Annotated in this window: 24 protein-coding genes; 9 read left to right on the forward strand and 15 right to left on the reverse strand. The window is 64.7% G+C overall.

Going from position 1 to position 26,866, the window contains the following annotated elements:
• The first annotated feature begins 83 nt into the window (after positions 1-83).
• Positions 84-1,010, forward strand: coding sequence for a glutaminase (locus AB4Y42_RS00795; RefSeq protein WP_368693095.1), 927 nt, complete (start codon positions 84-86; stop codon positions 1,008-1,010).
• 150 nt (positions 1,011-1,160) lie between these two features.
• Here AB4Y42_RS00795 and AB4Y42_RS00800 read toward each other — a convergent pair whose 3' ends face one another.
• Both AB4Y42_RS00800 and AB4Y42_RS00805 read right to left on the reverse strand, forming a co-directional pair.
• Positions 1,161-1,868: a carboxymuconolactone decarboxylase family protein gene (locus AB4Y42_RS00800; RefSeq protein ID WP_368693096.1), complete on the reverse strand. Its 708-nt coding sequence runs from the start codon at positions 1,866-1,868 to the stop codon at positions 1,161-1,163.
• A gap of 179 nt (positions 1,869-2,047) precedes the next feature.
• Entirely contained in the window at positions 2,048-3,022 is a 975-nt protein-coding gene (locus AB4Y42_RS00805; RefSeq protein ID WP_368693097.1) for a LysR family transcriptional regulator, read from the reverse strand.
• A 135-nt stretch (positions 3,023-3,157) separates the two neighbouring features.
• Here AB4Y42_RS00805 and AB4Y42_RS00810 point away from each other — a divergent pair, with 135 nt between their 5' ends.
• On the forward strand, positions 3,158-3,712 hold the full coding sequence (locus AB4Y42_RS00810; protein ID WP_368693098.1) for a flavodoxin family protein: 555 nt from the start codon (positions 3,158-3,160) through the stop codon (positions 3,710-3,712).
• Between the two features lie 51 nt (positions 3,713-3,763).
• Here AB4Y42_RS00810 and yfcF read toward each other — a convergent pair whose 3' ends face one another.
• Positions 3,764-4,396 carry a glutathione transferase gene (gene yfcF, locus AB4Y42_RS00815; RefSeq protein ID WP_368693099.1) on the reverse strand — a complete coding sequence of 211 codons (633 nt, stop codon included), beginning with the start codon at positions 4,394-4,396 and terminating at the stop codon, positions 3,764-3,766.
• 98 nt (positions 4,397-4,494) lie between these two features.
• Positions 4,495-4,764, reverse strand: coding sequence for a hypothetical protein (locus tag AB4Y42_RS00820; protein WP_324159220.1), 270 nt, complete (start codon positions 4,762-4,764; stop codon positions 4,495-4,497).
• Here AB4Y42_RS00820 and AB4Y42_RS00825 point away from each other — a divergent pair.
• Positions 4,751-5,008, forward strand: a complete 258-nt coding sequence (locus AB4Y42_RS00825) for a hypothetical protein (protein ID WP_368693100.1) — start codon at positions 4,751-4,753, stop codon at positions 5,006-5,008. The genes AB4Y42_RS00820 and AB4Y42_RS00825 overlap by 14 nt on opposite strands.
• Positions 5,009-5,183: 175 nt before the next feature.
• Here AB4Y42_RS00825 and AB4Y42_RS00830 read toward each other — a convergent pair whose 3' ends face one another.
• Positions 5,184-5,852 (reverse strand): LuxR C-terminal-related transcriptional regulator, encoded by a 669-nt coding sequence (locus tag AB4Y42_RS00830; RefSeq protein ID WP_368693101.1) that lies wholly within the window; start codon positions 5,850-5,852, stop codon positions 5,184-5,186.
• Between the two features lie 18 nt (positions 5,853-5,870).
• Positions 5,871-6,776 carry a S1C family serine protease gene (locus tag AB4Y42_RS00835; protein ID WP_368693392.1) on the reverse strand — a complete coding sequence of 302 codons (906 nt, stop codon included), beginning with the start codon at positions 6,774-6,776 and terminating at the stop codon, positions 5,871-5,873.
• A 162-nt stretch (positions 6,777-6,938) separates the two neighbouring features.
• Here AB4Y42_RS00835 and AB4Y42_RS00840 point away from each other — a divergent pair, with 162 nt between their 5' ends.
• Positions 6,939-7,871 (forward strand): hypothetical protein, encoded by a 933-nt coding sequence (locus AB4Y42_RS00840; protein WP_368693102.1) that lies wholly within the window; start codon positions 6,939-6,941, stop codon positions 7,869-7,871.
• A gap of 111 nt (positions 7,872-7,982) precedes the next feature.
• Here the strand turns inward: AB4Y42_RS00840 and AB4Y42_RS00845 are convergent, their stop codons facing one another.
• Positions 7,983-8,603: a glycine zipper 2TM domain-containing protein gene (locus tag AB4Y42_RS00845; protein ID WP_368688338.1), complete on the reverse strand. Its 621-nt coding sequence runs from the start codon at positions 8,601-8,603 to the stop codon at positions 7,983-7,985.
• A gap of 203 nt (positions 8,604-8,806) precedes the next feature.
• Entirely contained in the window at positions 8,807-9,106 is a 300-nt protein-coding gene (locus AB4Y42_RS00850) for a hypothetical protein (protein ID WP_368693103.1), read from the reverse strand.
• A gap of 249 nt (positions 9,107-9,355) precedes the next feature.
• Between AB4Y42_RS00850 and AB4Y42_RS00855 the strand changes: the two genes are divergently transcribed.
• Positions 9,356-9,544, forward strand: coding sequence for a hypothetical protein (locus tag AB4Y42_RS00855; protein ID WP_110386691.1), 189 nt, complete (start codon positions 9,356-9,358; stop codon positions 9,542-9,544).
• A 48-nt stretch (positions 9,545-9,592) separates the two neighbouring features.
• Here the strand turns inward: AB4Y42_RS00855 and AB4Y42_RS00860 are convergent, their stop codons facing one another.
• The gene (locus tag AB4Y42_RS00860) at positions 9,593-10,600 is read right to left on the reverse strand and encodes an alpha/beta fold hydrolase (protein WP_368688336.1); all 1,008 of its coding nucleotides are present in this window, start codon (positions 10,598-10,600) and stop codon (positions 9,593-9,595) included.
• Between the two features lie 333 nt (positions 10,601-10,933).
• Between AB4Y42_RS00860 and AB4Y42_RS00865 the strand changes: the two genes are divergently transcribed.
• The 3 genes from AB4Y42_RS00865 to AB4Y42_RS00875 all read left to right on the forward strand — a co-directional run bounded on the left by AB4Y42_RS00865 (position 10,934) and on the right by AB4Y42_RS00875 (position 14,902).
• On the forward strand, positions 10,934-11,476 hold the full coding sequence (locus AB4Y42_RS00865) for a hypothetical protein (protein ID WP_368688335.1): 543 nt from the start codon (positions 10,934-10,936) through the stop codon (positions 11,474-11,476).
• Positions 11,477-11,618: 142 nt separating this feature from the next.
• Positions 11,619-13,298 (forward strand): AMP-binding protein, encoded by a 1,680-nt coding sequence (locus AB4Y42_RS00870; protein WP_368693104.1) that lies wholly within the window; start codon positions 11,619-11,621, stop codon positions 13,296-13,298.
• A gap of 242 nt (positions 13,299-13,540) precedes the next feature.
• Positions 13,541-14,902: an MFS transporter gene (locus tag AB4Y42_RS00875; RefSeq protein WP_368688333.1), complete on the forward strand. Its 1,362-nt coding sequence runs from the start codon at positions 13,541-13,543 to the stop codon at positions 14,900-14,902.
• A 19-nt stretch (positions 14,903-14,921) separates the two neighbouring features.
• Here AB4Y42_RS00875 and AB4Y42_RS00880 read toward each other — a convergent pair whose 3' ends face one another.
• Complete coding sequence (locus AB4Y42_RS00880) at positions 14,922-17,150, reverse strand: SulP family inorganic anion transporter (RefSeq protein ID WP_368688332.1); 2,229 nt, start codon at positions 17,148-17,150, stop codon at positions 14,922-14,924.
• Positions 17,151-17,335: 185 nt separating this feature from the next.
• Between AB4Y42_RS00880 and AB4Y42_RS00885 the strand changes: the two genes are divergently transcribed.
• Positions 17,336-20,650: an adenylate/guanylate cyclase domain-containing protein gene (locus tag AB4Y42_RS00885; protein WP_368693105.1), complete on the forward strand. Its 3,315-nt coding sequence runs from the start codon at positions 17,336-17,338 to the stop codon at positions 20,648-20,650.
• A gap of 28 nt (positions 20,651-20,678) precedes the next feature.
• Here the strand turns inward: AB4Y42_RS00885 and AB4Y42_RS00890 are convergent, their stop codons facing one another.
• The 5 genes from AB4Y42_RS00890 to AB4Y42_RS00910 form a co-directional block, all read right to left on the reverse strand.
• Complete coding sequence (locus tag AB4Y42_RS00890) at positions 20,679-21,473, reverse strand: DUF899 domain-containing protein (RefSeq protein WP_368688330.1); 795 nt, start codon at positions 21,471-21,473, stop codon at positions 20,679-20,681.
• Positions 21,474-21,663: 190 nt separating this feature from the next.
• Complete coding sequence (locus AB4Y42_RS00895) at positions 21,664-23,100, reverse strand: aspartate ammonia-lyase (RefSeq protein WP_368693393.1); 1,437 nt, start codon at positions 23,098-23,100, stop codon at positions 21,664-21,666.
• Complete coding sequence (locus AB4Y42_RS00900; protein ID WP_368688329.1) at positions 23,057-24,058, reverse strand: LysR family transcriptional regulator; 1,002 nt, start codon at positions 24,056-24,058, stop codon at positions 23,057-23,059. The genes AB4Y42_RS00895 and AB4Y42_RS00900 overlap by 44 nt, the downstream gene beginning before the upstream one ends.
• A gap of 76 nt (positions 24,059-24,134) precedes the next feature.
• Positions 24,135-25,514, reverse strand: a complete 1,380-nt coding sequence (locus AB4Y42_RS00905) for an MFS transporter (protein ID WP_368693106.1) — start codon at positions 25,512-25,514, stop codon at positions 24,135-24,137.
• A gap of 238 nt (positions 25,515-25,752) precedes the next feature.
• Positions 25,753-26,820, reverse strand: coding sequence for an asparaginase (locus AB4Y42_RS00910; protein ID WP_368693107.1), 1,068 nt, complete (start codon positions 26,818-26,820; stop codon positions 25,753-25,755).
• Positions 26,821-26,866: the final 46 nt, after the last annotated feature.

Raw genomic sequence — 26,866 nt, forward strand, 5'->3', positions numbered from 1 at the left:
AATGAAGCCGTGGCGGTAAGCGCAAGCCGCTACAATCGCGGGACCGCGACGGGCGCTCCGCCGCGATTGCCTGGCTCCCTCCCATGACTCACACGTTCGACTACACGCCCATCCTCGACGCCATCCATCGCGACCTGCAGCCGTATATCGGCACGGGCCGCGTGGCCGACTACATCCCTGAACTCGCCACGGTGCGCGCCGATCACTTCGGCATGGCCATCGTCACGGTGGACGGCCAGGTGTACCGCACCGGCGACGCCGATGTGCGCTTTTCCATCCAGAGCATTTCGAAGCTGTTTGCCTGCACACTCGCGTTCCAGCTGCTCGGCGACGCACTCTGGCAGCGCGTGGGCCGCGAGCCGTCGGGCACGGCATTCAACTCACTCGTGCAGCTCGAATTCGAGGCGGGCAAGCCGCGCAACCCGTTCATCAACGCGGGCGCGCTGGTCGTGACCGACGTGCTGTGCCGCCGCTTCGTGCAGGCGGAAACCGCGCTCGTCGATTTCATGCGGCGGCTTGCGGGCGAGCCCGGCATCGGCTACGACCTGCGCGTCGCGCAGTCGGAACTCGCGCACGCCGAGCGCAACCGTGCGATGGCGCATTTCATCGCGAGCTTCGGCAATCTGGAGATGCCCGCCGATACCGTGATCGACGCGTATTGCCGCCAGTGCGCGATCTCGATGAGCTGCGTGGAACTCGCGCGCGCGGCGCTCTTTCTGGCCAACGGCGGCGTTTCGCCCGCGAGCGGCGAACCCGTGCTCGACGCGAGCTCGGCCAAGCGCCTTTCTGCGCTGATGCTGACCTGCGGCACCTACGACGCGGCTGGCGACTTCGTGTACCGCGTGGGCTTGCCTGCGAAGAGCGGTGTGGGCGGCGGGATCATCGCGGTGCTGCCCGGCGAATTCGCGGTGTGCGTGTGGTCGCCGGGCCTCGACGCCACGGGCAATTCGCTGGTCGGCTCGCTGGCGCTGGAGTGGTTGACGACGCGCACCGGCCGCTCGATTTTCTGAGGGTGCGGCGAACCGTTCATCGTCGACGCGTTGCGCGGCGAAGCACCCGCCGCGACGGTGCGATATCACACGGATGTCGAGGCGGGCTGAGGTCAGTCGATCGAGATCTCAAGTCATCGGCCCCGTTTGCTCAACGCGGCTCCCACAGCATCAACCCGGCTTCACCCGCTTTTCCAGCACCTCTTTAATCACAGGCATCGCCGCAAATGCACAAGGCCAACCCGAGTAGAACGCCAGTTGCGTCACGACTTCGGCAGATTCCAACTGAGACAGCCCTGCGTCCATTGCGCGGTTGAGGTGATATGGCAACTGCGCCACATGGCCAAGCGCGATCAGCGCGCTGACCGTTACGAGACTTCGGTCACGCGGCGCGAGATCCGGGCGCAACCAGAGATCACGAAACAGCGCGTCGGTGGTGTACTGCACCACGCCTGGAAAAAGATCGCCAAAAAGCTCGGACACCCGCTCGGCACGCTGTGACTCGCCGACTTCATCAAGCGGCAAGAGTTTGGGATCTGCCAGCGGGACGGCCGCAGTGTCGACGCCGTGCCGCAAGAAACACTCACGGATCACTGGGACTACGGAGAGCGCATTCGGCCAGCCCGCGTAGTACGCCAGATGCGTGACGAGTTCTGAGAGTTCGCGCGGTGTAACGCCATTCTCAAGAGCCAATTCGACGTAGTGCGGGTAGCCTACCGCCTGGCTGCGCGCAATCAACGCAGCTAGTGTGACAAGGCTACGATCGCGTGGCGAAAGTCCGGGGCGTTTCCAGAGGTCCTCAACGATACGAGAGCGCGTATGAGCGTTGAGTGCAGGCGCAACTGCAGTGACATCATCAAACGAAACACTAGCTGCCATGATTCTCTTCCTGGACCGTGAAAAGGTCCTCGCCGAAAAACGCGACTCAGCCGCTTGCAATCAAATCAGGGCCTTGCACTGGAAGCATGGACGGCGCGCTTGTGGGCATGGACCGGGATTCCATTATCTGCGATGAGACCGGCAGGCAATCGGGCGTTCAGGTCGTTGGTGTTTCAACCTCAGGTTGAAACTTGCCTTGACGCCGCAAACGCATCCAACGACTCGACGGGGAGATGCAAGGCGGGGTCGGCGGCGAATGCGTCAGACAGGTAATCGAGCGTTGCCCGGACGCGAGGCGCGATCAATGCCCTGTGCGGATATTGCATCACCATCTCGTACGAGCCGGTGTGATGGACTTCGTGCAAGACCAGCTTCAACGCCCCTGACTGCAAATGTTTCCATGCCAGATGCAAACCCACCTGCCCAATGCCTACCCCCGCAAGCGCCGCCTGGAGTACCGCCTCGGGAGCCGACAGGATCAAGACGGCAGATGCTGACGGGTCCAGCGAAATAACGCTGCCATCGTCTCCGCGAAATCCCCAAGTCGACATCTTGCCGCCCAGAAAGCGCCGCGCAATGAGCTTATGCTTCATCAGGTCCTCGGACGAACCGGGCACGCCTCTACGCGCAAGGTATTCCGGTGAGGCCACCAGAGCCAGGCTCATTCGGAATACCGGCTTGGATACGAGATTTGAATTCGGAATGGCCCCACCCCGAATAGCAATGTCATAGCCGTCTCGAACGAAGTCGACAACCCGGTCGTCGAAATCGACTTCCACCGACAACTCCGGATAAAGCGCTACCAGGCCAGGCAACGCGGGCATGAGGTGATCCCGGCCGAACGCCGAACTTGTCGAGATGCGAATCCTCCCGCTTGGCCCCTCGCGTCGCACCGCAACGGCGTCGACAGCGACATCGAGCGCATCGAGAGCGACACGGGCCCGGTGCAAGAAGGCATCGCCCTCATCGGTAAGCTGGAGAACACGCGTCGTACGATTCATCAGTCGTACGCCCAGTGCTTTCTCAAGACTTGCGACGTTCTTGCTGACTGCTGCAGACGTAATGCCGAGATTTCGTCCTGCGGCGGAGAAGCTCCCCGCGTCTGCAGCATGAACGAAGGACAGTATTGCACGCACTCGCTGGGACGAATCCATCGACTCCGCTACCGGAAAAAGGTCGGGACATTATCAACCTTAAGTTTAGGGAAGTTCAACCCCGCCCCAACTTCCGGCTACGCGTGCGAACGGCCACAATTTTCCGGACCGACAAACTAAAGGAATGGCACGACCATGATGATCTCCATCGTCTATGACAGCGGATATGGCCACACCGCAAAGCAAGCTGAGGCAGTGGCACAGGGCGTCCAGCGCGTGCCGGGGGCTGAAGCAAACCTCATCGCCGTGGCGGACGGCGCTGCTCCCTGGGACGTTTTGGCAGCGAGTGATGCCATCATTTTCGGGTCGCCAACGTACAACGGGACCCTGAGCTCACGACTCAAGAAGTTCATGGAAGCAAGCACCCGTCCCGCATGGTTGCCGATGGCCTGGCGCAACAAAATCTCCGCAGGCTTCACGAACTCCGGCGCACAAAGCGGCGACAAGCTGAACACGCTGATTGCTTTGGCAATGTTCGCTGCCCAGCACGGAATGATCTGGGTCGGTGTCGATATGCTCCCGGGCCGCGGAGAAAACGACATGAACCGCCTGGGCGGCTGGCTCGGCGCCATGGCACAGTCCGACGACGTCTCGCCCGAGATCTCACCGATTGCGAGCGACCTGCAAACGGCAGCGCATCTCGGGCAACGCGTCGCCGACCTGGCACGCCGCCTGAAGTCGACGAGTTGATTCTCGAAGGCGGGCGCTTACATTCACAGATGCGGCCGCGACGACGCAGCCTCAGAGCGGCGGCCGCTCGAGCGTGAGCCAGCGCTGCACGGAAGACCTCTGCCACTGAGCCAGGGCGTACTGCGCCAGCCGATGCGGCACCGGATCGCCGTTCAGCACCAGACGGTTCAGCATCAGCGCCAGGTCCACGTCGGCGATGGACCACTCGCCGAAAAGATGCTTTTCGCCTTGCGCGAGCAGCGCTTCGGCCATCGCAAAGAGCTTCTCTGCCGCGAGTTGCGCCGCGCCGGAAAGCGGCACCGGGGTCGGGCCGTAAAACACGACTTCGGTCGAGCGCTCCTGGCGAATCGGCATGAGATCGCTGCGCAGCCACGCCTGCACCTGGCGCGCGCGGGCGCGCTGCTGGCGATCCGCCGGATAGAGCGCCACGCCGGGGAAGGCTTCGTCCAGATACTCCGTGATCGCCGAGGACTCCGAGAGCGCGAAGCCGTCGTGGATCAGGGTCGGCACGCGCCGCGTGAGCGAGATCGCCGCGAATTCCGGCTGCTGGTTTTCGCTCTTGCCGAGATCGACGGTTGAAAGCTCGAACGCGAGCGCCTTCTCGTGCAGCGCGACGAAGACGGACACCGCGTAGGGACTGGCGTACTGGGCGTCGGCGTAGAGGTGGAGAGTGGGGTGGGTCACAGTCGGCTCCGTTATTGGCGCCGACGATAGTAGCAAGCGCAGCCGCCGTTGCGCTCGATCATCGACAGGCCGATCGAATCGGCCCCGCCCCGCTCCGCTCACGCCGTCGTGGAAACCAGCCCCGTGGTCTTGCCGCTCGCGACCATCAACTGCGCCAGCGAAGTCTGCACGCTCGCCAGTTGCGACGCGATCTGGCTGACCTGGCTCGTGTCCGATTGCGACGCCGAGCTCAACGCGCTCTGCGCATTCTGGATCTGCGCCTTGATCTGGCTGATCTCGCCCGAGTTCGAGCCTTGCGCCGCGGCGCTGGAGGTCTGCGACGACACCTGCGCGAGCTGGGCCTGAAGCGACGCGATGAGCGCGTTCAATTCCTCGACTTCGCTCGATGACGAACTGCTGGAGGATGCCGCGCCGCCACCACCGCCCGCTTTCGAAGAGGCCGAAGTGCTTTGCGTCGAAGTCGAAGTCGAAGTCGAAGCCGAGGTGGTGCCGCTGCTCGACGCGCTCGTCGACGAACTCGTCGTGCTGTCGCCGTTTGAATTCGACGATGCCGCGCCCGAAGAAGCGCCGTTGCCCGCGCCGCCCGTCGAAGCCTGCGTGCCGCCGCCGTAGGCAGTCGTCGCAGTCGTCGTCGCGGTAATGGGTTGAATCTGCATGGAATCTTTCTCGCCGTAAGTCAGGGGCTGCGCCGCTGCCGAATAACGCCTTATCCGTGTGTTATCGGCAAGCCTGAAGGTTTCTTGAGCGCTGTCCGTGCCGCCTTTATCGCGGGGCGGTCGTGGCCTGCTTACACCATGATGTATCCGTGCCGCATACCAAGCATCACCGCTTCGGTTCGATTGGTCGCGCCGAGTTTGCCGAAGATGGACGAGAGGTGGGATTTCACCGTGTTGTCCGAGATGTCGAGTTGCCGGGCGATCTCCTTGTTGCCGAGCCCGTCGGCGAGCATCGCCAGCACTTCGATCTCCCGTAGCGACAAGGCCTCGAACGGTCCGCCGGATGCCGGCTGGCGCAACGGTTTTCGTCCGGCCAGCAGCCTTGCGAGGATATCGGGCGACAGCACGCACAGGCCAGCGGCAGCGGCTTCGATGGCCGCGACGATTTCGGCGGGCGTCACGTCGCGCGACAGGATCGCCGTCGCATAGGCGGGCAGTTCGTCGAGGAATGCGTCGCTATCCGGGTCGTCGAGCAACAGGACCAGCGCCGCCGGTGCGTGGCCTGGGTCGAACAGCGTCTTGAGCGCGTCGCTCGCCTGAGGCTCGATGTCGGCTACGACGACATCCGGCACCGAACCGGCGAGGTAAGCGGCGAGCGTTTCAGCGTCGGCGGCGCTACCGAGGAACGCGAGTGCCGGGTCCGACTCGACGATCGTCTGCAGGCTCGCGCGCAGCTGCGATGACGCCGCAATGACCGCGACCCGCACCGGCCCCATGTCTTCCATCGTTCCATCCGCCATTTCGCCACGTCCCGGACTTCACCTGCATGCGTGTCGTTGGGGCCGTTCGCCCACGGTGACCGTGCACGCGTGGCGCTCGCCGCCCCGGATCAACGTGACGGGCAACGGCTGCCCGATGCCCGTCGAGCCCAGCGCGGCGTGCAGGTCGCCCATGTCGCGGCAAGGTTGGCCGGCCAGTTCGATCAGCACATCGCCGATGAGCACACCGGCCTGTTCCGCGGGACCGCCCGGCGCAAGCGAACTGATCAGCAATCCGCTATTGAACGACAGGTTCATTTTGTCCACCCATGCGTTCGGCAGGCTGACCTGCTGTGTGCCGACGCCAAGATAGCCGCGCGAGACGCGCCCCTTGGCCAGCAGTTCGTCGGCGACGCGCTCCACCGTCGTCGCGGGAATCACCATGCCGGCGCCGCGCATCAGCCCCGACGTGCAGATGCCCACGACCTGGCCGCGCATGTCGGCGAGCGCCGCGCCCGAGAATCCCGGGCGCAGACCGCCGTCGAGCCGCACGAACGCGTCGAGCTGGCCGCCTCGCCACGTGCGCCAGGCACCGCCCGTGCCGCCGATCACGCCAAAATCGGCGCTGACGCCGAGTTCGTCGGTACGCGCGATCGCGAGCGCCAGATGACCCGGCTTCAGTGAGCCCGCATCGCCGGACTCGACTGGGTCGAGGTCCACGCCGTCCAGCTTCAGCACGGCGAGGTCGGTGCCCGGATCGAGGCCTGCGAGGATCGCGGCGACCGTACGACCGTCGGTCAGGGTGATCTTGATCCCCTCCTCGCGCCGGATCGTGTGGGCAGCCGTCACGACGACGCCATGGCGCCAGATTACCCCACTCGACGGCATGCGATGCCGGCCGTGAATTGCCACGACGCTCTGCCCGACTCGCGCGACAATGTCGGCCAGACCGTCCGAGAAAACCACTAAAGGATTTGCGCTCGAGGATGTCGTTTCCATTTCAAGTCTCCTGCCAATGTGGGTTCACCATTCGTGGGTTCACAATGACAGAAGGACAGGCGGCGCACACCACCCAAATGGGTAGTCGGATCGATGCAGTGCACACGGAGTCAACACGGGAGGAAGGCCATGAGTACGCTTGCCCAATTCGCATCAGGCCTCCGGCGCACGCGCCAGTGGTGGATGGCCGTGATGACCGCGGCGCTCTGTTTGCTGGGCCAGGGCGCATTCGCGCAAGCGGACGCCAGGGCGACGAGCCTGCGCGAAAAGTACCAGAGTCTCACGCAGCAACTCGCGCAAAACCAGTTCCAGCGCCCGCTGTACCTCGAATCGCAGGAGTTGCCATCGGCACTCAAAGGCGATATTTACGGCGTGGTCAACTTCCCTTTCGCGACGGTCAACGACACGCTCAACCACCCGACTGAAGGGCCCGCGAACTGGTGCGACGTGCTGATCCTGCACTTGAACATCAAGTACTGCCATGCCTCGACCGGCGCGAACGGTACGGTGCTCGCCGTGAATATCGGCAAGAAAACCGAGGAATCGCTGTCCTCATCCTACCGCGTGCAATTCGCCTGGCAGCAGGCGGTGAGTAGCCCTGACTATTTTCGCGTGGAGCTTACCGCCGCCACCGGTCCGCTGAGCACGAAAGACTACCGGATCGTGCTGGAGGCCATCTCCGTGGGTAACGATCGCACCTTTATTCATCTGACTTACGCCTACGGTTACGGCACGGCGGGGCGGCTTGCCATGAAAGCCTATCTGGCGACGATAGGCAGCGACAAAGTCGGCTTTTCCACGACCCGCGATCCGTCGACGAACGAGACGCGATACATCGGCGGCGTGCGCGGTCTGGTCGAACGCAACACCATGCGCTATTACCTCGCCATCGAAGCGTATCTCGATGCGCTTTCCAGCCCGCCCAATGCCCGCCTCGACAAACGCCTCGCCGAGTGGTTCGACGCGACCGAGCAGTATCCGCGGCAACTGCACGAGGTCAGCCGCGCCGATTACATGCAAATGAAGCACAACGAATATCAGCGTCAGCAGACTGCGCAGTAGTGCGCGTAGAGCCCGCGCAGCGCGCGGGCGTCACCTGTCCGATCGACTGGCAAACCGCATCAAGGGCCCAGTGACACATGTGCAAGGCAGCGCCACCGACAGCCGGCGAAATCAGTAGCGCGCCAACTGGCTGCCGTTGACCTGCACGCGGTCGCCTGGGCGCAGGTCGCCGGGCGTCGGCACGTTGAACGCGCGTGTCGAGCCGTCGCTCAGCTGCACGTCGATCTGGAATCCTGCGGGCTGGCCCATCTGCTGGCCGATCCGGTTGCCGGCATAGGCTCCGCCGAGCGCGCCGATGACGGTCGCGGCGTCGCGGCCGTGGCCGCCGCCGACCTGGTTGCCGAGCACGCCGCCAACCAGCGCGCCGACCACGGTTCCGGCAATGCCCGAAGCACCGGTGGCGTTGCTCAACGGCCGGATGCTCGAGATCGTGCCGTACTGCGCGCCATATTGATTGCCGTATTGCGAGTTGTACTGCGCACCGTGCTGACCGTTGCCTTGCGTGTCATACGGCTGTTGCGGCGCGGGCGGAGGCGCATAGGCGGGCTGCTGCACGGTGCCCGGTTGTGCGTAAGCGGGCTGGCTATACGCAGGCGCCGCATATTGGCCCTGGTAGCCTTGCTGCGCGCCGTTCGGCGAGTAGCCTGGGGCAACGCATGCGGACAACGACAGACTGGCTGCCGCGACAAGCGCGGCGGTGAGGGCGGACTTGATAGAGAGCATGAACGTCACGGTGGGTTCGCGTTGCCGCCGCTGCGGGCACGACAAGCATGAGGAGGAGTGGCGATTGCGCGGCAGTATAAGCAAAGCCCGCCCGGACGTCCGCTGCGCGCGGGTAACAACGTGTAAAGTCCGTTGCCGGATGAATGGCGGCGCGCCGAGCGCGGTGCCATTCATCCGTTGGAATCAAGCTGGCGCCGGATTCCCCGAAAGTTTCAATGCAGGGTTTGGACGCTGCCGATGGTGTCGGCATCGGCATCGTCGGACGCGGCCTGTTCGATGATCGCGCAGCGGAAGTCGAACTTGACGCGAAGGATCGCGGATTCGACCCGTGCGTCGCCGCGATGGCCCTTCAGGCGAGTATCGATCGCCTCCTCGACGGCGAGAATCGCCTGCTCGATACTCTCCGGATCGTCGCTGTCGAAGCCGACCTCGACCTCGATGCTCTCCAGCAGGTTCAACGCGGTTGCAATGTCTTCGGAAGCGACGAATAGCGTCTCGGCGTTCTCTCTCATCTACCCTCCCCGTTGGATTGTCCAGCTCGTCAGACAGCTGCGAGTTGCACGCCTATCGTTGCACATCCGGAACAAATCTGCCGGAGACGAAGGCCGGTGTTGGGATCGAAACAACGGAAGGGTTGCCGTCCGTCGTGAAGCGAATAGAATCGAAGGTTCCAGCCGATAGCGTAGAGGCAATCGACCCGGCTTCGGGCACGGTTTCGACCTGCTAGACTGGAAGTTCCCCCGCGAACCATGGAGGGAATCATGACGACTGTCTACGTGGTGAAGACTGGCGAGCAGTACCTCTGCTGCGCAGAGGACGGCGATATCGGCATGGCGCCGGAGATTGGCGGAGCCAAGTCCTTCGTCTCCTACGAGGAAGCCGAAAAGGCGGCGTCCGTGCACGCCGACCCCGGATACGAAATCGTCGCCGTCAGCGTTGCCACACACTGACGCGCAAGGCTGTTCCGCCTCGCCTTACCGGAACTCGCCAGCCGGTGCTTACGGCTGGCTTTCGGCTGCGCCGCCGGCCAGCGCGTGAGCCGATCCGGCGAGGAAGTTCAGGATGAACGCGTTCACCTCGTCCGGACGCTCTTGCTGCACCCAGTGCCCCGCCTTCGCAATCAGCTGCTTCTTCCAGAGGTTGGGCACGTTGCTCTCGAGCGCGTCGTAATCCTTCGCGGCCATTTTCACGACGCCATCCAGTTCTCCCGCGAGAAAGAGCGTCGGCTGCATGATCCGGGCGCCGTCGAGGAAGCTGGTCAGCGCCCAGTTCCGGTCAATATTCCGATACCAGTTGATGGGCCCGCGAAACCCGCTCCGCTCGAACTGAGCGACGAAATATTGCAGGTCCGTTTCGGTCAACCACGGCGGAAGCTCGTCGGGTATCGTGAGGTTGTCCACGAATCGAGTCGATTTGGGAAAGATCGCGAAATTGGCCGGCTGCCCTTTCACCACCGGGTCGCCCGACGCCGTGTAGAGAATGCCAAGCATCGAGCGGCGGACATCGTCGTCCAGTTCACGCTCGACGCGTCCCGGCAACTGAAAATAGTCCTGATAGAAGTGACACTCCTGCGTGATCTGCGCAAGGCGCACCGATGGACGCACCGGACGCCGAGGCATGTAAGGCACGCTCAGCAGGCCGAGAACGGGAAACAGGTCGGGGCGCAACAGCGCGGCGTAAGCGGCGACGGCGGCCCCCCAGTCATGGCCGATCAGGATCGCCCGCTCTTCGCCGAGCGCCTTGACGAGGCCGACCAGGTCGCCGACCAGGTTCAGGATATCGTAAGCCTCGACGGCTTCCGGGGCATCGGTGAACCCGTATCCGCGCTGGTCCGGCGCAACCGCGCGATAGCCCGCGGCCGCCAGCGCGTCGATCTGCCAGCGCCACACGTACCACGACTCCGGCCAGCCGTGGCAGAGCAGCACGAGCGGACCCGTGCCTTTTTCGACGTAGTGCATGCGGATGCCGTTGACGTACGCGAACTTCTCTTGCAGCCCGTTCATCATGGAGTCGACCTCGTCTCACGCGATGGGAAAGCGCCCGGCGCTCATTGTGAATGCAGCGCCGCAATGCTTCAACCACATCGGTCGTTTTGCGCGTGAGCCGGGATATCAAGGATCGACGCGTGCCGTGCGGCCCTCCACCCGCGCAATGGCGCTCAGGTAATCGGCGGGCGTATCCATGTCGACGCACCGTACGGTATCGACGTGCAGGCCTCGATCAGTTCACCGGTCACGACGACGACCTCCTGGAGTCGTACGGCGACGAAAGGCAGGCGCTCTTTACGTCAGCCGGCCACGCGAGTTCGTCCTAGAATTCCTGTCAGGGGGCGAGGCGACATGAAGCGCGAAGTGGTCACTGGGCTGCTGTGCGGCGCACTACTCGCCGGCTGCGTGACGGCCGGCGTCGAAGTCAGGCCCGAACAGATGGCAAACTTCAGGCACGGCGTCACGACGCTGCAGGACGTGATCGTGGCGCTCGGCCCGGCGTCGGTCGAGACCGCGCTCGACGACGGCTCGACGCTGCTCGTCTACACCTACGTGACATCGCGTCCGCACCCGGAAAGCTATATCCCGTTCATCGGTTCGCTGGTCGCCGGCTCCGACACACACTCGTCGGCGGCCGTGTTCCTGTTCGACTCGCACGGTCTCCTCAAAAGCGCGAACAGCACGGGCTCGAACGTCGGCACGGGCATGACCGCCGCCCATAGCACGCAGCCCAGAGCGCCTGCGCCCGTTTCCGAGGCGCCCGTTGTGGGCAAGGGCGTCCCGCCGCCCGCCGTTCAGACCGCCCAGCCGACGCCGGAAGAAGACGCCGCGCCCGCGTCGCAAATGCCTGGCGAACCGCTGGAAATCAACGTTCAGCCGGCTCCCGTCGAATAGCCATATCCCGCCGTGCAGGAATGCGTATCCGATCGTGCGCGTACGTGCGCTACAGCACACTTGGGAAGCCGTAGCGAGAATACGCTAGGAGTCCAAAATTAGAAGCAGCGAACGCCTAAGCAGTCGCCCCGCGGAGGACGAAATGTCAAACTTGCCCTGGCTTTCGCAATATCCCGCTGGCGTCGCGGCGGACGTCGCCCTCGACGACTACCCCTCGATGTCCGCCCTGCTGGAACAGGCCGTCGCGCGCTTCGGCGACCGGATCGCCTTTCATCAGTTCGGCGTGAATCTCAGCTATCGCGAGCTGGACGAGTACTCGGCGCGCCTCGCCGCCTATTTCCAGAAAGACCTGCAGCTGAAACCCGGCGAGCGCATCGCGCTGATGTTGCCGAACTCCCTGCAACAGCCCATCGCGATGTTTGCCGCGCTGCGGGCCGGGCTCACCGTGGTCAACGTCAACCCGCTCTACACCGCGCCGGAACTGGCGAATCTGATCAAGGATTCCGGTGCGCGGGCGATCGTGGTGATGGAGGTCTCCGCCGCCACCCTCGAGCGGGCACTCGCCCATGTCGCCATCGAGCACGTGATCGTCGCGCGCGTGGCGGAGATGCAAAGCTTCCCGAAATCCATCCTTGTCGACTACATCGTACGAAAGAAGAAAAAGCTCGTCCCGGACTGGACGATTGCCGGTGCGATCGCCTTCCGGACCGCGATGACCGCGCGCCCGGCGGCGGACTTCACGAGGACGGCGCTGAACCGCGAGACAAGGGCATTTTTGCAATACACCGGCGGCACGACCGGCGACCCCAAAGGGGCCGTGTTAACCCATGGCAACGTCGTCGCGGACGTGCTGATATTCGCCGCGTGGGTCAAGCCCGTGTTCCGGACGAGCGGCGAGATCACGCTCGTCGCGCTGCCCCTGTACCACGTGGCGGCCCTCGTGTGCCAGTGCCTCGTCTCGTTTCATCTGGGCACCCGCTGCGTGCTGGTGATGAACCCACGCGATATTCCCTCCCTCGTGAAGGACTTCGCCACGCACCGGCCAACCGTGTTTGGCGGCCTCAACACGCTGTTTACCGCGCTGATGAACAACGAGGCCTTTGGCGCGCTCGACTTCTCCGCGCTGCGCAGCACGTTCGGAGGCGGTACCGCGACCCAGCCGGCCGTTGCGGAACGCTGGCAGAAACTCACCGGCACGCCGGTGGTGGAGGCCTATGGGCTTTCGGAAGCCGCCGGCGCGGTGACGGCCAATCCCGTCACGCAGACTGCCTTCGAAGGCACGATCGGCGTGCCGCTGCCTTCCGTGCGCATTGAAATCCGCGACGAAAACGGCGCGGCCGTGCGCGCCGGCATGCCGGGCGAAAACTTCGTTGCGGGGCCCGTCGTCATGCAAGGCTACTTCAACCGGCCCGAGGAAACGGCGCATGCGATCGGCACCGATGGATTCTTCGCGACCGGCGATATCGGGATCATGGACGAGCGCGGCGTCATCAAAATTGTCGACCGCAAGCGGGACATGATTCTGGTCTCCGGCTTCAACGTCTATCCAAACGAGGTGGAAGGCGTGCTCTTCCGGCATCCCGGCATTCTGGAGGTCGCGGTCGTCGGCGTGGTCGATTCGCAGTCTGGCGAAACGCCGGTCGCCTTCGTGGTGAAAAAGGAAGCAGGGCTGACCGAGTCGGACGTGATCGAGTTCGCGCGCACGAGCCTCACCGCCTATAAGGTGCCGAGGCAGGTGGTCTTCGTGAGCGATCTGCCGAAAACGCCGGTTGGAAAAGTGCTGCGGCGACAATTGCGAGACCGGTTGGTGAATCAAATCTGACTGGCCCGGCGCCGGAAAATCATTCGAAAAACGACGTTATCTTGCCCTCCTGCGACAGCACCAGTCCGATGTCGCTTCCAGCGCGTCACCATGTCGGCTTCGTTCTAGGTGCGACATTTCTGGTCGCATTAACTGTGCGAATCATTACCGTGCGATTTCAGCGCTAAACCGCTCGCCTCCCATGGCTTCGCCATTCCGGGTGATACGCACGCCTTATTCAACGCACAAGGGACGGCCAGATCATGAAAGCGTATCAGCCCAAGGTAGACCCAAAGACGCTTCGCAAGGTGATCGTTGCCGCTGCGGTAGGCAATTTCGTCGAATGGTTCGATTTTGCCGTTTACGGATTTCTGGCAACCCTGCTGACTCGCCAGTTCTTCCCGAATGGCGACCCGGCGATCGCGTTGATGAAGACTTTCGCGGTGTTCGCCGTCGCGTTTGCATTCAGGCCGCTCGGCGGCGTCTTTTTCGGCGTGGTGGGAGACCGGGTGGGCCGCAAGAAAACGCTCGCCCTGACTATCCTGATCATGGCGGGTGCAACAACGGTCATCGGCTTCCTGCCGACCTACGCATCGGTCGGCATGCTCGCTCCCCTGCTGCTCGCGATCGTGCGCTGCGTGCAAGGCTTTTCCGCCGGCGGCGAATACGCGGGCGCCTGCGCGTATCTGATGGAACATGCGCCGAAGCACCAGCGCGCGCGATACGGGAGCTTTCTGCCGGTCTCCACGTTCCTGTCGTTCGCGAGCGCCGCCGTGGTGGCGTCCGGACTGGACGCCATGCTGTCGCCCGAGGCGATGAGCAGTTGGGGCTGGAGAATCCCGTTCATCGCCGCGGCGCCTATCGGTCTGGTCGGACTGTATCTGCGCACGCGCCTTGGCGAAACGCCATCGTTTGCCGCAGTCGAGCACGATCACGAGCTGGCGCACGCCCCGCTGCGCGAAACGCTCAGGACCCAGGCAGGCGCGATCGTGCGCCTCGGTGCCTTCGTGTCCGTGACTGCGCTCTCCTTCTATACCTTCACGACCTACTTTGCGACGTATCTGCAGGTCGTCGGCCATCTGAGCCGGGCCAGCGCGTTACTGGTAACGGTCATCGCGCTGGTATTCGCCGCGGCCATCTGCCCGCTTGCCGGCCTCTACTCGGACGCAGTGGGAAGACGCAAAACCGTCTTCACGGCATGCGCCATCCTGATCGCCGCGGTCTACCCTGCTTTCGCGCTGGGAGGCTCGGGGGATTTTCGTTCCGCGATCGCCGGCGCCTGCATGCTTGCGCTCGGCGCGGTCTTGTCGGGGGTGGTCACGGCGGCACTGCTCTCCGAAATCTTTCCGACCCGCACGCGCTATACGGCTTCGGCGATCACCTACAACCTGGCCTATACGATCTTTGGCGGCACGGCGCCGCTGGTCGCCACCTGGCTGATCGAGTCGACGGGCAACAGCATCTCGCCCGCTTACTACCTGATCGCGGTCTCGCTGCTGGCACTCGTTGGCGGGATGTCCCTGCCCGAAACGTCGCGGATTTCGCTTGACGATCACCCGCATGAAGGCGTGACGGAGCGCGCCACGGCGCGAGGTCTGCAAGACGCACCGCACAATTCAGTCTGAGCGGGCACGCCTCCACCGCTCAATAGGCCGCGCGCAGGGCCTCCGTGGCAAGGGCGAGGCGCGACGCAATGACCTTCACCAGAAAGCGATGAAATTGCTGGGCGGCCGCAGGGTCGTCCTGCTCGAGCGCAACGAGCGCCGCCAGCGACAGCCTGCGCACCCGCGTCGGCGCCTCGGCAAACACGTCCGCGCTGCGCGGCTGCTGCGTGTACACGGCCATTTCCCCGATGACCGTGCCCGGCAGGCAGGCGCGCACCCGCACCGACCGCCCGTTGCCGAGCGGCAGCGAAACGGCGACGCGCCCGCGCTCGATGAGGTACAGCGCGTTGCCCGGGTCCCCACGATGAAACAGCGCTTGGCCCGCCCGCAGATCCTGCACTTCGAGTCGCGTTGAGAGCGTTTTCATCGCGCTGGCCGTGAAATGCGGCGCGAGCAGCGCGTGAAGGTCGTCACCGGGCTTCGGCGCGAGCGCGCTCGACGCGAGCAGTTGGTCTTCGACCCACTCCAGGCCCGCATCGAGCGTGTCGAATTCGCGAATCCGCAAATTGAGCGTGCCGGTTTTCGTCAGCAGATCGCGCGAGCGCGGCGGCAGCGCGGTCAGGATCAGGTCCGCGTCCGTCGCCGCGCAGAGCTGCCGCAGCTTGACGAAGCTGATCGATACCGACGCGTCGATGCCCTGGGTCGATGCGAAATCAAGTACGACGAATCGAACCCGCACCGGATCGCGCGCGGCGAGGCGCTCGCGGATGCGCTGGAGGATCGAATTGGCCGTGCCGAAAAAGAGAAACCCTTGCAGGCACATGCCGCACACCTGGGCGCCGAGGCCGCGCAACGCTTCGGTCTCCTCGATGTTGCGCTCGACGTTCGAAGTGCGGGTGCGCATGTCGAACGCCATGCGGATGCAGCTCACGCGGCCATAGAGCAGCGTGAACATCACGCACGCGGCAATCACGCCCACGGCCACGCCGATGAGCACGCCCCAGGCCGCGATCGTGCCGAGAATCACGGGCACGAGCAGATACTCGTACCAGGCGAGCTTCGCCCAGGCGCCGACCACCCACTGCACGATGAGGCGCAGCCCCATGAAAAGCTGGAGGCCGACGAGCACCGGCACGGGAAAGAGCGCGACGAAACCGGGCGACGCCGCCAGCACCACGAGGCACGCGAGCGAGGCGAACACGCCCGCCATCCGGCTCGTCGCGCCCACGCGCGCGTTGAGCATCGAGCGGTTGAACGACTGGTAACCGACCATGCCGCCCAACAGCCCGCTCGCGAGATTGGCGAGGCCCGCTGCCCGCATCTCGCGATTGAGATCGACTTCCTCGCCCGTCGCCGCGCCGATCGCCGTCGAATTCATCAGGATCGTGACGGCCGACACCGAGGTGACCACGAGGCTCTCCGGAAGGTGCGCGGCGATCGCCGTCCAGTCGATGCCGCCCTGCCCGAGCTGCGCGCGCAGGTGCAGCTCGGGTAGCCCGGTGAGCCGCAGCGCCGCGCGCGGCAGCAGCAGCCCCATGGCACGCGCTTCGTCGATCGACAGGCCCGCGGCGCGCAGCAGTACGTAGAAAAGCACGATGCCGAACGCCAGCGTGAGCGGCAGCGCGGCAACGTGCTTCCAGCTGCGCATCAGGATCGTGGCCAGCACGCCGACGACGAGCGCAGGCAGCCATGCGAGCCAGTGAAGATGCGTCAACACCGCGAGCGTGTGCCATTGCAGCGGCTCGCCCGTCATGACGCGAAACGCGCCGGCGAGCAGCAGATAGCCCGTGCCGGCGAGGAACCCGCCGAGGACCGGGTAAGGCAGGAACTGCAGCGAGCGGCTGCGCTTCGACGAACCGATCGCATAGAGCACGATGCCGGTCACGAGCGAACAGAGCGCGATGGCGATTAGCACGGTGAGCAGCAGCGTTTGCGGCGAACCGCCGTCCGCACGCACGCTGCTCGCGACGCCTGCCGCCACGCCCGCGAGAAACGCCGCCGCATTGCTGTCGGGGCCGCCGATGTTCAGGCGCATCGAACTCGTCAAAGCGATCACGAGCGCCGTGACGACACAGCTGACGAGCGCAGTGGGCACGCCGAGCATGGCGTAGCGGGCGAGATCGGCGCTGAAGATCATCGTGCCGAGGCTCATCGCGTAGCACAGCATGACGAGCGCCGATACCGCGCCGGCCGCCAGATCGCCGGGCAGCGCCGCGACGCGCGAGCGCGGCGGGACGTCGGCGACAGTAACGGTCTTGCCCGGCTTCACGTGAATTCCCGGTGGAATGCGCGAGGCGCGATGGGGAGCGATCCAGTATCCGTCCGCGCCGGAAAGCCTGTCAAACGCCGTACGCGGCCCGTGGCGCGCGCCTACACTGGAAATTCACCGGCACGATCCCGACGGGCTCGGAGCGGTTCGCATCAGGCAACCGGCATCGCATCCAGGCGGCGAACATGGATATTGAGCAATGGCTGCGCGCCCTGGGACTCGAGCAGTACGCGCAGGCGTTCGCGGCAAACGATATCGATCTCTCGCTGCTCGCGCAGCTGACCGACGCGGATTTGCGGGAACTCGGGGTGCAGTCGCTCGGCCACCGCAAACGCATCCTCGCTGCCGCCGCGCCGAATCCGCCAGCCGCGGCTCCACCTGTGGCGCAAGCGCCGGTCGCACCCCAATCGCTGGAGTTCCCCACGGACGAACGCCGGCAGGTCACCGTCCTGTTTGCCGATCTCTGCGGCTTCACCGCGCTCTCGCGTACGCTCGATGCGGAGGAGCTGCGCGCGCTGATCGGCCGCTTCACGGCGCTCGTCGACGGCATCGTGCTCGCCTGGGGCGGCACGACCGACAGGCATATCGGCGACGCGGTGATGGCGCTGTTCGGCGCGCCCCGCGCGCACGAGACGGACACGCTGCGCGCGGCGCGCGCGGCGCTCGACATCCATGAGGCGCTGACGCAATTGAGCATGCAGGCGGCACGCACGTTGCAGGCCCATATCGGTATCGCGAGCGGCGAAGTCGTCGCCGGCGCGCTCGGCTGCGTCGACGCGCGCGACTACACCGCGACCGGCACTCCAGTGAACCTGGCCGCGCGCCTGCAGGTCGCGGCGGCCGCCGGCGAGACCTGGCTTTCCGATGACGTGGCGCGCGCACTCGGTGACGCCGCCGTCTGCGACGCGCTCGGCGAGCAGCACTTCAAGGGCATCGACACGCCGGTGCGCGCATGGCGGCTGCGCGCGATTTCGAGCGACCCGGCGAGCGAATCGGCGAAGACGGGTCAGAGCCTTTTCGTCGGACGCGAGGCCGAGCTGGAGCAGTTTCACGGGATCGTCCGCGCGTGCGTCGCGAGGCGGGCCGGCCATATCATCCATGTGCGCGGCGAGGCGGGCATCGGCAAGACGCGTCTCGTCGACGAGATGCGCCGCTATGCGCAGTCGCAGGGCTTCGAGATCCACCGGGGCCTCGTGCTCGACTTCGGCGTGGGCAAGGGGCAGGATCCCGTGCACACGATCGCCGGCAGCCTGCTCGGCCTGCCGGGCGGCGCACCGAGCGACGCGCGGCGCGCCGCCGCCGCGCGGTTCGCCGCCGAAGGCAGCCTCGAGGCCGGCCAGCACGCGTTTCTCCACGACCTCCTCGACCTGCCGCTCGCGGACGAATGGCGAACCGTCTACGACGCCATGGACCACGGCGCGCGCAAGCGCGGCAAGCAGGCGCTCGCCGCGCGACTGACCGGCGACGCCTGCAGGCGGGCGGCCACGCTGATCGTCGTCGAAGACCTGCATTGGGCCGAGCCCGAAGTGCTCGACTATCTCTCGGCCTTCGCCTCGGGCATCGCGAACGGCCCGGGCCTGCTCGTGACGACCTCGCGCGTGGAAGGCGACCCGATCGATGCGGCGTGGCGCGCGCGCTGCCGCGACACCCCGTTCGCGACGCTCGACCTCGGGCCGTTGCGCCAGGACGAGGCACTGAGCCTCGCGGGCAACTTCATCGACGCGACGCAGCGGGTCGCGCTCGCCTGCATCGAGCGCGCGGGCGGCAACCCGCTGTTCCTCGAGCAGCTCTTGCGCAACGCCGAGGAAGGCAGCGGCAACGCCGTGCCCGGCTCGATCCGCAGCCTCGTGCTCGCGCGGATGGACCGGCTCGCGCCGCGCGACCGCCTGGCCTTCCAGGCGGCTGCCGTGATCGGGCAGCGGTTCGGCATCGCGTTGCTGCGGCGGCTCATCGACGACCCCGGCTACGTCTGCGACGGCCTGCTCGCCAATGCGCTCGTGCTGCCGGAGGGCGAAGAGTACCTGTTCGCCCATGCGCTGATCCAGGAGAGCGCCTATTCGACGCTGCTGCGCGCGCGCCGGCGCGAGCTGCACCGCCGCGCGGCCGACTGGTTCGCGCACGGCGACCCCACGCTGCACGCCCAGCATCTCGACCGCGCCGAGGACGAACGCGCGCCGCAGGCCTACCTGGCCGCCGCGCTCGCGCAGCGCACGGCGCACCTGCTCGAGGCCGCGCTGCGCCTCGCCGAGCGGGGCCTCGAGATCGCGCAGACGGAAACGGACCGCCACAGCCTGAACTGCTGCAAAGGCGAACTGCAGCGCGACCTCGGCGACATCGCGGGATCGATCGCGACCTGGCGCGCGGCGCTCGCGGTCGCCCCCGACGACGCCAGTCTGTGCCGCTGCCAGCTCGGGCTCGCGGAAGGCCTGCGGGTGAGCGAAGGCCTCGACGAAGCGCTGGATCTGCTCGAGGCTGCGCAGCGGCTCGCGGAACGCGACGACCGGGTGGCCGAGCTCGCGAGCCTTCACTATCTGCGCGGCAACATCTACTTTCCGCTCGGCAAGATCGATGCCTGCAGCACCGAGCACGAGCGCGGGCTCGAATACGCGCGGCGCCTTGGCCTGCCCGAGGCCGAGGCCCGGGCGCTCGGCGGCCTTGCCGATGCCGCCTACGCGCAAGGGCGGATGCGGACCGCGTTCCGCCACTTCAGCGATTGCGTGGCGTTGAGCCGCGAGCACGGGTGCGGCCGGATCGAAGTCGCCAATCTGTCGATGCAGGGCTTCAGCCGCATTTATCTGAACGAGCCGCGGCAGGCGCGCGAAGACGCCGTTGCCGCCGTGCGCGCCGCCACGCTGATCGGGCAGCCGCGCGCGCAATTGCTGGGCGAGACGCTCGGCGTGTTCGCCTGCTACGAGCTAGGCGATATGCCGGCTACGCAGGTCCATCTGGAGCAGGAAAGGCGCGTGATCCGGCAATTGGGCGCGCGCCGGTTCGAAGCGCAGAACGTGGAAATGCAGGGACGTGTCTGGCTCGCCGACGGGCGCCGCGGCGAAGCCATCGAGGCGCTGCGCGAGGCGCTGGCGATCGCGCGCGAGGTGGGCACGCAGTTTTCCGCGCCGAAGAATCTGAGCGCCCTCGCTCGCGCGGTCGACGAGCATGACGAGCGCACGCGCCTGCTGGCAGAAGGCGCGGACCTGCTGCGCCTCGGCGCGGTCGGCCACAACCATCTGTGGTTCTACCGCGACGCGATCGAAGCGATGCTGGCGGCCCGCGATCCGGCCGGCGTGCTGCGCTACGCGAGCGCACTGGAGCACTACACGCGGCGCGAGCCGCTCCCCTGGGCCGAGCTGTTCGCGGCGCGCGGACGCGCGCTCGCGCGCGTCCTGCAGGCGCCTGCGGACGAAGCCGCGCGAGGCGAACTCGCGTGCGTGCGAACCGTGCTGCTGCAGGCAGGCTTCCAGCACTACCTGGCCGCGGTCGATGCCGCGCTTGCCGCTTGAGGCACACGCCTGACCGAACACGTTTCGCTCAAGGCGTTCCTTGCTGGTCCTGCTTGCGGAACGCCGCCTCGCCGGCGTCCGATACCTCGACCCACTTCTTGTCGGGCGGCGCGTCTGCGCTGTAGTTGTCGTGCCAGTTCCACCACTTGTAGGTTGGGGTCTGGGGATAGCCCTCGGGCGAGTCCTCCCAGACCTCCTGGCGACCCAGCGGCGTAATGTCGAGGTAGTTCCAGGTGCCCCCCATCTGTTCGTCGCCGCGGTTGTTGATGAAGTAGGTGCGCACTACGCGCTCGCCGTCGCGGTAGAACACGTTCGTGCCGTGCCACTCGTCCACGCCGAAGTCGGCGTCGAAGCTGTCGGTGATGGTGAACCACGGGATCTCCCAGCCCATGCGCGCCTTCAGTCGCGCGATGTCGGCCTGAGGCGCACGCGAGACGAACACGAGCGTGGTGTCGCGCGCGTTCAGGTGCGCGACGTGGGCGACCTGGTCGGCCACCATGGAGCAGCCCCGGCAGGCATGATCGGGCCAGCCGAACACGCCCGGTTCGAAGAACGCGCGGTAGACGATCAGCTGACGCCGGCCGTCGAACAGATCCAGCAGGCTGAGCTTGCCCGCAGGCCCTTCGAATGCATAGGCCTTCTCCACCGCCATCCAGGGCATGCGGCGGCGCTCGGCGGCGAGGGCGTCCCGAGCCCGGGTCGCCGCCTTTTCTTTCACGAGCAACTGCTGGCGCGCCTCTTCCCACGCCTGCGACGAGACGACCGGTGGTGTGCGCATGGCGGGCTGTCCGCCTTTCCTTCCGTTTTCGGTTGCTGAACTCATGGCTTTTGCGACCTCCTGAATTGGGCAAATTCCTGCGGCGCGATTGCGTCCGCTACGCGTCGCTCGTTGGGTGACGTGAGTAGTTTGCTACCGGGAATCGGCGGTTGGGAGTAACAAGTGTGGCGGCATTTCGAGGGAGTGCTGAGTGCGGTCGCCGGGCTGAGTCCACGTTGCCTCAATCCAGGGTCGATTACCTCGGCTCGAATACCGGGTACGAGGCCGTATCGATCAGCGACAGGGTATCGTCGCGCGAAAGCAGCCCGGATTCGTCGAGAATCTGAACGAGTGGCCGACCTTCCGCAACCGACTGTCGCGCCAGCTTGCTGACACGAGCATATCCAAGCTTCGGCACGAGCGCTGTGGCCACAGCCATCGAGTCCATCAGGTGTCGCTCATTGCATGCACCGTCGGCGGTGATGCCGGCGATACACTTCTGCGTGAACCTCTCGATGCCGTTGGTCAGCAGCATGATGCTGTCGAACACACGGGAGGCCACTACGGGCTCGAAGTGATTGATTTCCAGTTCTCCATACTGAACCGCCTGAGCCACAGCGACATCATTGCCGATAACGGCAAAGCTCAACTGGATCATCGCCATCGGCAGCACGGGATTCACCTTGCCCGGCATGATCGACGAGCCGGCCTGCGCTTCCGGCAGGCGCAGTTCGCCAATTCCGCCCACAGGGCCGGAGGAGAGAACCGTCAAGTCCGATGCAATTTTTGCAATGGACGCCGCACAGGTGCGAAGCTCGCCCGAAACGCGCGAGAACACGTCCATGTTCTGCATCGCGTCGAACGCGTTTGCCGGCGCGACATAGTCAACGCCTACGATTTCCGAGAGGTGTCGATAGACAGCGGATCGATACCCAGCCGGCGCACCAAAACCCGTACCGATGGCCGTACCACCGAGCGGCAGCGTCCGCAGTTTGTCGCGCACTGCCACCAGTTCCTCCGCGAGACGTCGCGCAAGCGACGCATAACCGCCGAAAAGCTGACCGAGACGCATCGGCTGCGCATCCTGCAGACACGTACGGCCGAGGTGAAGGACGTCGGCAAACTCGATCGTCTTGCGATCGAACTGCGCCGCCAGTTTCTCGACTTCCGCAATGAGCGGTCCGAGCATGGCGTAGGTCGCAATCTTCAGCGCGGCTGGATACACGTCATTCGTGGACTGCGAGCGGTTGACATGATCGTTGGGATGGATCACGTCGTACGACCCGGGCGCGTGCCCCAAAAGCTGTTGCGCCCGATTGGCGATCACCTCGTTGAAATTCATGTTCGTCGACGTGCCACCCGAGCCTTCGAGCAGATCGACGATCAGTGAGTCACGAAACTTGCCTTCGATGATTTCCTGACACGCACGGCTGATTGCATCGCATTGTTCCGGCGTGATGACACCGGTGTCCCGGTTCGCGAGCGCGGCCGCCCATTTGCACTGCGCGAAAGCCACCGCAAACGCCGGATAGTGGGCAATGCTGAGAGGAGAAACCGTCAGATTGTCAACACCCCTCACCGAGTTGACGCCATACAATTTCTCGACCGGAATTTCGACTTCACCAACGTAATCGCGTTCGGTACGCGTTTCAGCTTTGGCTTGACTGTTCATTTGAGTTCCTGTTTCCAACATCAATCAGTTGTTCAATTTCCTGGCCGAGAGCCTTTTTCACTCGCGGCAGGAACGATGTTTCGATCACTTCGGATGCCGTATCGCATGCGTCTTCGAAAAAGGCGCTGTATTCGTCGCGCCGCGCGACCAGATACAGCGACCGTTCGAGGCCCAGTCTGTCGACGACGTGGCGAGTCACCCCGTCCGCGTAAGCCGCCCCCTGAAGCAGACACATCGGCGAGGTCACGGCCCAGCCGATGCCTTCGGCCACCATCGAAGTCAGCGCGTCAGCGTTGTCGAGTTCGAGCCTGGTCGGCGTGCGCACCTCAATGCGACGCAGATAGCGCTCGATCTGCATGCCGACCTGTGATTTCCGGTTGAAGCGCACGATGGGCAATGCGTCGGCCAAGGCCCGGATGTCTTCCACGGTTCGAACCGACTTGCGGAAATCCCGCGGCGTGATGACGAGGTACTTCTCGGACAGGAGCCGGAAGCGCACGACGTCATTGGCGTCGATCAGCGCGTCGCTCGTGACGATGAGGTCCAGATCGCGCCGCAGCAGCGCCTCGCCCTGCTGCGGGCTCAATCCCGTACGGATGGACAGTTGCGATACCTTCTCCAGCAGGCGCTTCGTAAAAGCCGAGCCGCAGGTGGCCGCGAACGAGTCGACAAATCCGATGCGAAGATCAGGCTTGATGCCTCGCCCCGCTTCGACGACCTGCGCCTTCAGATTGGCGATCTCCTCGCTGAGCACCGCTCCGCGGTTCCTCAATGCGATGCCGTATGGCGTCAACGCGAGCGGACGGGTCGTGCGATTGACCAGCACGACCCCCAGTTCGTCTTCCAGCTGGCGGACGATCTGCGAGACACCCGATTGGGAAATGCCCATGCGTGCAGCCGCACCGGACATGCTGCCCTCCTCCGCCACGGCGACGAAGACCTGCACCGCATACATATCAATTGGCTTGTTGAGCGACACGATGGACTCTCCCACAGTTGCGTTCAGCAGACATTGCCATGAGTGCGCCAACGTGGGAGCGTCAGACGCCTGGGCTTCAGTGGCGATGTCCCGCTGTGTGCAGGCTCACGTTCTGGGCGCCGTCCACCGCCGGCTCGTTGCCGCCCTGACCAGAACCCATATCCGAAAGACTCTCCTTGCCGGTTTCCGGTGCGAACAAATGGCAAAACACGCCACCGAACACCAATACGGCCACGCACACACCGAGCGCAGCGTGAATGCCAACCTGTTGCACGGCCACGGGCAGGAGAAACGTGCTGATCGCGGAACCGAACCGGCTGGAGGCAACGGCCAGCCCGACGCCTGACGCGCGCAGGTGGGTCGGGAAAAGCTCGGGCGGATAGACGAACTCGAGGTTCGCCGCCGCCGAGAGAATGCAGGCGAAAATGCCAAACGAGAGTATCGTGCCGAGCGGACCGAACCCGGCGTAGGCGAGCACCGCCAGTCCGATAGCCGCGAGATAGAAGCTGCCAATCAGGAACGCGCGGCGCGAGAGCCTGTCAACGATCAGCAGTCCAAAGATGGCTCCGGCGAAGAGCAGCACGTTATAAACGAGTCCACCGACAAAGCCGTCCTTGACCTGCAAGGCTTGCAGTACCTTCGGCGAGAAGGTACCGAGCGCAAAGTACGGGATGACCTGGCACGTGTAGAACACGCAGCCGACCAGGGTGTTTTTTCTCCAGCGGGCCGAGAACAGTTCTGACCAGGCACCACGACGTCGCTGGGTCTCGGCTGCCGGTGCAGGCAGAATGGTTTCCGGACCGAACTTTGCGCGGATGATTTTCAGTGCCTCGTCCTTCCGGCCGCGCTTCATCAGCCACATGGGCGACTCGGGTACGCCGAGACGGAACGGCAGGATCAGCAGTGCCGGCAATCCACTGGCGGCCAGCATGATCCGCCATGCGTCGGGACCGATGTCGCGAATGGCAAAGCCCGCGAGGTACGCGCAGACGTAACCCGCCGCCCAGGCCGCCGCGAGCACGCTCAGGAGACGGCCACGATAGCGGCGTGGCGAAAACTCCGTGACGAGCGATTTGCTCACGACATAGTCGGCGCCGAGAATGAGGCCAAGCAGCACGCGCAACACCAGCAGCTGGGTCGGCGACGTCACAAAGAATTGCGCTGCAGAAATCGCCGCAAAGAGCAGCATGTCGAAGGCGAAAATGGTGCGCCGGCCATATCTGTCTGCCACGGGCCCGGCAAACATGCTGCCAAAAAACAGGCCGGCAAGGGACGCCGCACCGAGTGCTCCCATCCAGAGCGCGTTCAGGTGCAGCGCCCCTGCAGCCATGCTCACCGCGATGCCGATGATGCCCAGCACGAAACCGTCGCTGAACTGTCCGCCTGTCCCGCTGAAGGCCACACGCAAGTGGAAACCGCGCAGCGGAACGTCCTCCATGAATATCTGCTTGCTCACTTTCGTCTCCTGGACTCTGGTTATCAGCGAGGCGCCTGCCTGCGCCTTCTGAAACCAGTGTAGGGACTCAGATTCAAGAAAACAGCATGTCCGGTGTCAGTATCAGTAACTCTAATACTATGTCACGCGGAGGCTGAAGTAGAGCACCTCGACGTACGCCAACCGGTTGAGGCTCCTGGAACAGCACCGCCGCGCCTGAACGAATCATCTTCACCGGTGCTCAGCCGGCGGAAGCCGGTCAAAACTGGTGAAGCATTGCCTGGATGCTCGACGGATCTTTGGTCGCCGTGAGCGCAAGCATCAGGAGAATGCGGGCCTTCTGGGGGTTCAGATCGTCACCGAGAAGACCCACATAGGCCGGATCTTCCGGAATGAATCCGCCTCCTGTGCGGGAAGAGCGGACCACGATCACCCCCTGGGCGATCGCCTTCCTGATCGACGGAAGGGTGAGAAGCGATTCGCTGCCTGCTCCAACGCCGGCGACGACAATGCCCTTCGCTCCGTGCGCGACTGCGGCGTCGTACAGGTAGCCGCCGTCATTCTGATAGCCGTAGACGATATCGACTTCCGGCAGAGCATCGAGTTTCGATACGTCAAATGGCGTAGCCGTGGTATTGCGTTTCAGTACGGACGTCTCGAAGTGAGGAACCTCGTCCACCAGCGTGCCCAGGTAACCCGCGTCGTTTCCCTTGAACGTATCCGGCGTCGTGCCGTTGGTCTTCGTGGTGTAGCGAGCCGAGCCGATCCGGTCATTCAGCACGATCATGACGCCGTGGCCACGCGCCTCCGGCGAGGCGGCAACCGTGACTGCCTGCAGGAGATTGCCCGGACCGTCGGCACTGATGGCCGTCGACGGCCGCATCGATCCCGTGACCACCACGGGCTTGTCGCTCTTGACAACGAGATCTAGAAAATAGGCGGTTTCCTCAAGGGTATCGGTGCCGTGGGTCACCACGACACCCGCGATATCCGGTTGAGCAAGCAGCTGATTCACGCGCTTCGCCAGTTTCAGGAGGATATCGTTGGTGATGTTCTCACTTCCGACATTCGAAATCTGTTCGCCGGACACCTGGGCAATCTTGCCCAGTGACGGGACCGATTTGAGAAGCGCGTCGGCCGTCAGTACGCCCGGTTTGTAGCCCGTCGTCTGCGTTTCACTCCCCGCGGTACCTGCGATCGTGCCGCCGGTTGCCAGCACCGCTACGTGGGGCAGTTTATCGGGGGATGTGGATTGCGCCATGGCCGGCGCCACTGAGAACAGGCAGAGCGCAAGACCGGCTAACAGCCGGCCTAAGTAGTCGCTCATATGAGCATGGTTGTGTCTCACGGGATGTCTCCAGATTGGAAGTGTG

The sequence above is a fragment of the Paraburkholderia sp. EG286B genome (assembly GCF_040965655.1).
GTDB lineage: Bacteria > Pseudomonadota > Gammaproteobacteria > Burkholderiales > Burkholderiaceae > Paraburkholderia.

Coding starts and splice junctions, on each gene's coding strand:
- AB4Y42_RS00795 (WP_368693095.1), top strand. CDS start 84: ATGACTCACACGTTCGACTACACGCCCATCCTCGACGCCATCCATCGC.
- AB4Y42_RS00800 (WP_368693096.1), bottom strand. CDS start 1,868: ATGGCAGCTAGTGTTTCGTTTGATGATGTCACTGCAGTTGCGCCTGCA.
- AB4Y42_RS00805 (WP_368693097.1), bottom strand. CDS start 3,022: ATGGATTCGTCCCAGCGAGTGCGTGCAATACTGTCCTTCGTTCATGCT.
- AB4Y42_RS00810 (WP_368693098.1), top strand. CDS start 3,158: ATGATGATCTCCATCGTCTATGACAGCGGATATGGCCACACCGCAAAG.
- AB4Y42_RS00825 (WP_368693100.1), top strand. CDS start 4,751: ATGAGCGCGTTCAATTCCTCGACTTCGCTCGATGACGAACTGCTGGAG.
- AB4Y42_RS00830 (WP_368693101.1), bottom strand. CDS start 5,852: ATGGCGGATGGAACGATGGAAGACATGGGGCCGGTGCGGGTCGCGGTC.
- AB4Y42_RS00840 (WP_368693102.1), top strand. CDS start 6,939: ATGAGTACGCTTGCCCAATTCGCATCAGGCCTCCGGCGCACGCGCCAG.
- AB4Y42_RS00850 (WP_368693103.1), bottom strand. CDS start 9,106: ATGAGAGAGAACGCCGAGACGCTATTCGTCGCTTCCGAAGACATTGCA.
- AB4Y42_RS00855 (WP_110386691.1), top strand. CDS start 9,356: ATGACGACTGTCTACGTGGTGAAGACTGGCGAGCAGTACCTCTGCTGC.
- AB4Y42_RS00860 (WP_368688336.1), bottom strand. CDS start 10,600: ATGATGAACGGGCTGCAAGAGAAGTTCGCGTACGTCAACGGCATCCGC.
- AB4Y42_RS00865 (WP_368688335.1), top strand. CDS start 10,934: ATGAAGCGCGAAGTGGTCACTGGGCTGCTGTGCGGCGCACTACTCGCC.
- AB4Y42_RS00870 (WP_368693104.1), top strand. CDS start 11,619: ATGTCAAACTTGCCCTGGCTTTCGCAATATCCCGCTGGCGTCGCGGCG.
- AB4Y42_RS00875 (WP_368688333.1), top strand. CDS start 13,541: ATGAAAGCGTATCAGCCCAAGGTAGACCCAAAGACGCTTCGCAAGGTG.
- AB4Y42_RS00885 (WP_368693105.1), top strand. CDS start 17,336: ATGGATATTGAGCAATGGCTGCGCGCCCTGGGACTCGAGCAGTACGCG.
- AB4Y42_RS00890 (WP_368688330.1), bottom strand. CDS start 21,473: ATGAGTTCAGCAACCGAAAACGGAAGGAAAGGCGGACAGCCCGCCATG.
- AB4Y42_RS00895 (WP_368693393.1), bottom strand. CDS start 23,100: ATGTTGGAAACAGGAACTCAAATGAACAGTCAAGCCAAAGCTGAAACG.
- AB4Y42_RS00910 (WP_368693107.1), bottom strand. CDS start 26,820: ATGAGCGACTACTTAGGCCGGCTGTTAGCCGGTCTTGCGCTCTGCCTG.